This is a genomic window from Spirillospora sp. NPDC029432, from assembly GCF_040703975.1.
Classification (GTDB): Bacteria; Actinomycetota; Actinomycetes; order Streptosporangiales; family Streptosporangiaceae; genus Spirillospora.
Genome location: NZ_JBEZWH010000058.1, coordinates 44,016 through 50,015 on the forward strand (window position 1 = coordinate 44,016; position 6,000 = coordinate 50,015).

Genomic DNA, 6,000 nt, shown 5'->3' on the forward strand with positions numbered 1-6,000 from the left:
GGGCCGGAACGGGCCCGAGCAGGGCCCCGGCCGGGCCGGGTGTGACGTACGTGACCGCGCCGGCTTACTTCCCTACTTCTTCTTGCGGCCCTGCAGCTTGTTCAGGTCGGGCATCTGGAAGCCGGGCGGCAGCTGGCCGCCCAGCCCCGGGGGCAGCTGGCCGCCGAGACCGGGCGGGAGGCCCTGCGGGGCGCCGTTGTCGGCGGCCGCGGGCTCCTGCTCGGCGGGGCGCTGGAGGTTGCGCTTGCGCGGGTCCCCGCTGCGCTGCTTGCCCTTCTTGTTCTTGGCCTTGGCGGCCGCCTTGGCCTTGCGGCGCCCCGGCGTACCGGGCAGGCCCATGCCGCCGGCCATCTGCCGGACCATCTTCTGGGCGTCGAAGAAGCGGGTGACCAGGCTGTTGACCTCGCCGACGGAGACGCCGGAGCCCTTGGCGATCCGGGCCCGCCGGGACCCGTTGATCATCTTGGGGTTGGCGCGCTCGTCCGGGGTCATCGAGCGGATGATCGCGGCGACCCGGTCGAGGTCCTTGTCGTCGATCTGGCTGACCTGGTCGCGGACCTGCCCCATGCCGGGCATCATCCCGAGCAGGTTGCCGATCGGCCCCAGCTTGCGGATCATCATCATCTGCTCGAGGAAGTCCTCGAGGGTGAAGTCCTCGCCCGAGGCGAACTTCGTGGTCATCTTCTCGGCCTGGGCGGTGTCGAACGCCTGCTCGGCCTGCTCGATCAGGGTGAGGATGTCGCCCATGTCGAGGATCCGGCCGGCCATCCGGTCCGGGTGGAAGACGTTGAAGTCCTCGAGCTTCTCGCCGGTGGAGGCGAACATGATCGGCCGGCCGGTGATGTGCCGGACCGACAGCGCGGCGCCGCCGCGGGCGTCGCCGTCGAGCTTGGTCAGCACGACGCCGTCGAAGCCGACGCCGTCCACGAACGCCTGGGCGGTGGTGACCGCGTCCTGGCCGATCATCGCGTCGACCACGAAGAGGATCTCGTCCGGCCGGACGGCGTCGCGGATGTCCGCGGCCTGCTGCATCATCTCCGCGTCGACGCCCAGGCGGCCGGCGGTGTCGATGATGACGATGTCGTGCTGGGCGTGCCTGGCCTGGTCGATGGACCGGCGGGCCACGTCGACCGGGTCGCCGACGCCGCTGCCGGGCTCGGGGGCGAAGACGGGCACGGCCGCGCGCTCGCCGACCACCTGGAGCTGCTGCACGGCGTTGGGACGCTGCAGGTCGGCGGCCACCAGCAGGGGCGCGTGGCCCTCGGCCTTGAGCCAGCGGGCCAGCTTGCCCGCCAGGGTGGTCTTGCCCGCGCCCTGGAGGCCCGCCAGCATGATCACCGTGGGCGGGTTCTTGGCGAACCGGATCCGGCGCGTCTCGCCGCCGAGGATGTTGATGAGCTCCTCGTTGACGATCTTCACGACCTGCTGGGCCGGGTTGAGCGCCTGCGAGACCTCCGAGCCGCGGGCCCGCTCCTTGACCTGCGCGATGAAGTCCTTGACCACGGGCAGCGCCACGTCGGCCTCGAGCAGCGCGACACGGATCTCGCGGGCCGTCGCGTTGATGTCGGCCTCGGAGAGCCGGCCCTTGCTGCGCAGCGACGAGAAGACCGTCGTCAACCGGTCGGAGAGCGTCTCGAACACGTGTCTGGACCCGTCCTTGGAAGCTTCTGGGATCAGCCCCAGCGTATCGGGTCACCGGGCGGTTCCCGCCCGGAGAGACGATGAGCAGTTACGCCGTTTCAAGGTGTGACATCGGATACTGAACGTACGCTGAACGCTTCAGGGGCTTTATGCGGCGGTGCGCCATGGCCCTGTGACCGCGTCGGACCCCCCACCCCACCGAGGACCAACACGTGAACCACCGGCCTTGCGACAGAGGCACATGAAGGATCGCGCCGCTCCCGGCCGGGAACTCGAGGCGGCCCTGCGCGACGCGCAGGCCGGGGACGAGGCGGCCTTCCGGACGCTCTACCGGGACCTGCAGCCCCGGCTGCTCCGCTACCTGCGCGCCCTGGTGGACGGGGAGGCGGAGGACGTCGCCGCGGACGCGTGGCTGCAGATCGCCCGCGATCTGGGCTCGTTCAAGGGCGACTACGACCGGTTCCGCGGCTGGGCCACCACCATCGCCCGGCACCGGGCGCTGGACCATCTGCGCCGCCTCGGGCGGCGGCCGGACGCCAGCGTGCACATCGACGAGGTGACCGGCCTGACGGGCGCCGACGACACCGAGCGGGACGCGCTGGAACGGCTGTCCACCGGCGCGGCCGTCGCGCTGATCTGCGGGCTCCCCCGCGACCAGGCGGAGGCCGTGCTGCTCCGCGTGGTCGTCGGCCTGGACGCCAAGGAGGCGGGGCGGGTGCTGGGCAAGCGCTCCGGCGCGGTGCGGACCGCCGCGTACCGGGGCCTGCGCCGCCTGGCCGAACGCCTCGCCGAGCACCCCGGGCCGCCCGAGGAACTCGGAGGGACCAGTCCTTCCGAGCAGGCCGGCGCCGCCGGCGGCGCGCCGGCGGCCCGCGGGGCCGGAGGGACCGCCGCGGAGATCGGACGGCAGCCGTCGGGCGCGCGCGGCGCCCCGCCGCCGGACGCCGCCAGGTGAGCCCGAGCAGGAGATACACGGGCGGCGCGGGCGGGAGTGACACGTTCGCGGGCCCCAGCGCTGAAGAGGGTGAGATGAACACCGACAGCCAGGGATTGGACGATGACGCCGCCGAGCGCCTGCTCGCCGGCGCTCCGGGCGATCCACGGGCCGTCCCCCAGCCCCTCGCGGGCCTGCTCGCCGCCGCCTCCGCCCGTGGCTCGGAGGCCGAGCTGGCCGGTGAGGAGGCCGCCGTGGCCGCCTTCCACGCCGCCGCGCTCTCGCCGGGCGCCTCGTCACCTCGGGTCGCCGAGAGGGCCTGGTTCCCCCTCACCCGGCTGCTGCCGGTGAAGATCGCGGCACTCGCACTGGCCGGCGCCACGGCGGCCGGCGGGCTGACGTACGCGGCGCATCTCGGCAAGCTGCCGCTGGGCCCGCTGAGCCCGGGCCCCAACCCGACGATCACGCCGGAGCGCTCGCACTCGTCCCGGCTGCCGCAGGGCGGCACCGGCGAGCCCGCCGCGCCCCCGTCCCAGGAGGCCATGGCGGGCCTGTGCCGTTCGTACGAGGCCGTCGAGCCCGCCGACCGCGCCGCCGAGCTGGCCAAGCCCGGGCTGCGCGCCCTCGTCCGGGCCGCCGGCGGCACGCAGCAGGTCCCGTCCTACGCGCCGGCCTCCTGTCGCCGCCCCAGGAGACGCGGTCGGCCGAGCCCGGCGCGACCGAGTCGCCCACCAAGACGCCTGAGACCAAGAGCCCCAAGCCCACGGGCCCTGGGAACAACAACGGAAACGGGACCCCGAGGCCCGGCAGGCCCGATCCCGGCAGCGGTAGCGGCAGACCCGACAATCCCGGAAAGCCCACCAAGAGCGGAAAGCCCAGGAGCGACGTCCCGGCGCCCGGCACCGACCCCGGCGCCAACCCCGGCACCAACTATTCCGGGACCACTCCGCGATCCGAGAGCCAGGACCGCCCGCCGGCGGCCGCCGAGAGCGGCGAGTCCGGCGATCCGGACGGCGGTCAGGATGGGCGGGACACCACCCGGCAGCCGTCGCGGCCCCCGGCCGGATAGGGCGGATAGGACGGATAGGGCGGATAGGGCGGATAGGGCGGATAGGGCCGGTCCGCTAGGCGGGCGCCGCGGGCCGCGAAGGGGTCAGCGCGTCCAGGACGTGCCGGCGTACCTCGCTGAGCCGTCCGGTGTCCGTCAGCGGCCTCCCCGAGGCGTCCACGACGTAGAAGACGTCCACGGCGTCGGCGCCCAGCGTGTCCACCTGGGCCGCGCGGACCTGGAGGCCGCACTCCCCCAGTGCCTGGCCGATGCGCCACAGCAGCCCCGGGCGGTCGTGGGCGCGCACCTCCACGACGGTCGCCGTGCTGGAGGCGTCGTCCACGATCGTCACGCGCGGCGGCGGGACGTCGATGGCGGGCCGCGCGCGGGCGCTCCGGGCGCGCCGCTCCAGCCGGCCGGCGACGTCGAGGCGGTCGGCCAGCATGCGGCGCAGGTCGGCCTCCAGCGCGGCCGGGTCGGGCGGGTTGCCGTATTCGGGCACCGCCGTGAATTGCAGCACCGCCGTCCCGGGGCCGCTGTCCCCCGACACCGCCGGGGAGGACGTGCGGGCCGTGCGGACCAGCAGCCGGTGCAGCGCCAGGACGCCCGCGGCCTTCCAGAGCAATCCGGAACGGTCAGGAGCGGCGATGGTGATGTGGGCCCCGGAGACGCGGACCGCGCCGCCGTCGTGGCGCGCCAGGGCGAGCCTGGCGCCGTCCAGGGACGGCGGCGGGGGCGGGGTGCCCCCGGTCAGCGCCGCGGCGGCGCGGCGGGCGAGCTCGGCGATCAGCCCGGCCTTCCACGCGCCCCACGCGGCCGGGCCGGTGGCCTGGCCGTCGGCGATCGCGAGCGCGGCCAGCAGCTCGATCAGCTCGCGCTCGCGGCCGGGGACGGCGGCCACGGCGGACGTGACGGCCTGCACCGTACGGGGGTCGTCGATGTCGCGCCTGGTCGCCGTTTCGGGCAGCAGCAGGTGGTGCCGTACGAGGGTCTCCAGCACCTGGACGTCCTCGTCGTCGAAGCCCAGCGCGGCGCCCAGGTCGCGGGCGACGACGGCGCCGCTCACGGAGTGGTCTCCCGGCCATCCCTTGCCGATGTCGTGCAGCAGCGCGCCCACCAGCAGCAGGTCGGGGCGCGACACGTCCCTGGTGAGGGCGGCGGCGCCCGCGGCGGCCTCCACCAGGTGGCGGTCCACGGTGTAGCGGTGCACGGGGTTGCGCTGGGGGCGGTTGCGGACGCGTTCCCAGTCGGGCAGCAGCCGGACGACCAGGCCGGCCTGGTCGAGCGCCTCCCACACGCCGATGGCGGCCGAGCCCGCTCCGAGGAGGGACACCAGCGCGTCCCTGGCCTCGGCGGGCCACGGTACGGGGGGCAGCACCGCCTCGTCGGCCAGCCGGGCGACCGTCGCGGGCGCCAGCGGAAGGCCCGCCTGAGCCGCTGCGGCGGCCACCCGCAGTACCAGCGCCGGATCCTTCAGGTCCGCGTCGCGCGCGAGGACGACCTCGCCGTCCTGCTCAACGGCGCCGTCGCCGACCGGGTTCCGTTCCACGCCCCGGGAGCCGGCGGCGCGGCGTGCCGGACGGGCCGGTGGGGTCAGGCCGGTACGGCGCGGAGCGCAGAAACGCTCGACGCGCCGCCACAGGTGGTCGCCCGCGTACGTGACCGTACGGGCCGCCTCGGCGATGGTGCGCAGGAGCACGTTGCCGTCCAGCATCCCAAGCGAGGCGGCGACGGCCTCCTGCTCTTGGAGGACGAGGCGGTCGGCGGAACGTCCCGTCACCTCGTGCAGGGCGTGCCGTACGTCCAGGAGGAGGCCGTGGGCGGCCTGTACGCGGGCGTCCGGCGCGGAGGCCACCCAGGACGCCGCGACGGCGCGCATCACGTCGACGTCCCTGAGCCCGCCGCGGGCCTCCTTGAGGTCGGGCTCCAGGAGGAACGCCAGCTCGCCCTTGGACTCCCAGCGCTCCCGGCACATCTCGCCCAGCTCGGCGAGCCGGCGGCGGGCGTCGGCGCGCCAGTCGGCCAGGACGGCGGCGCGCAGCTCGTCCACCAGGGTGTGCTCGCCGGCGACGCGGCGCGCCGAGAGCAGCCCGAGCGCCGCCTTCATGTCGGTGCGGGCGACCTCGCGGGCCTCGGCCACCGTGCGCACCGAGTGGTCGAGCCGGACGCCGGAGTCCCAGACCGGGTACCAGACCCGGTCGGCGACGGCCGCGACGTCCGCCCGGCCCCGGTGCAGCAGCACCAGGTCCAGGTCCCCGCCGGGCGTCAGCTCCCGCCGCGCGTGGCTGCCGACCGCGACCAGCGCCACCCCGTCCGGGCGGAGCCGACCCCGCTGCACTCCTCGGTCGGCCCGGAGGTCGGCGGGCTGTTCGCCGAC

The 6,000-nt window shown here is 75.2% G+C and carries 3 protein-coding genes; 1 reads left to right on the forward strand and 2 read right to left on the reverse strand.

Annotated features, from left to right (window positions below; translation table 11 throughout):
* Positions 1–72 precede the first annotated feature (72 nt).
* Positions 73–1,641: a signal recognition particle protein gene (ffh, locus tag AB0881_RS32305; RefSeq protein WP_366623066.1), complete on the reverse strand. Its 1,569-nt coding sequence runs from the start codon at positions 1,639–1,641 to the stop codon at positions 73–75.
* A 241-nt stretch (positions 1,642–1,882) separates the two neighbouring features.
* Here ffh and AB0881_RS32310 point away from each other — a divergent pair, with 241 nt between their 5' ends.
* A complete protein-coding gene (locus tag AB0881_RS32310; protein WP_366623067.1) occupies positions 1,883–2,596 on the forward strand; it encodes an RNA polymerase sigma factor in 714 nt (237 codons plus the stop codon).
* A 1,103-nt stretch (positions 2,597–3,699) separates the two neighbouring features.
* On the opposite strand, the gene AB0881_RS32315 is transcribed toward AB0881_RS32310, so the two are convergent.
* On the reverse strand, positions 3,700–6,000 hold a 2,301-nt coding region (locus tag AB0881_RS32315; protein WP_366623069.1), incomplete at its 5' end, for a [protein-PII] uridylyltransferase.

Excerpts from the sequence above, each read along its gene's own strand:
- AB0881_RS32310 (WP_366623067.1), top strand. The coding sequence starts at position 1,883 with ATGAAGGATCGCGCCGCTCCCGGCCGGGAACTCGAGGCGGCCCTGCGC.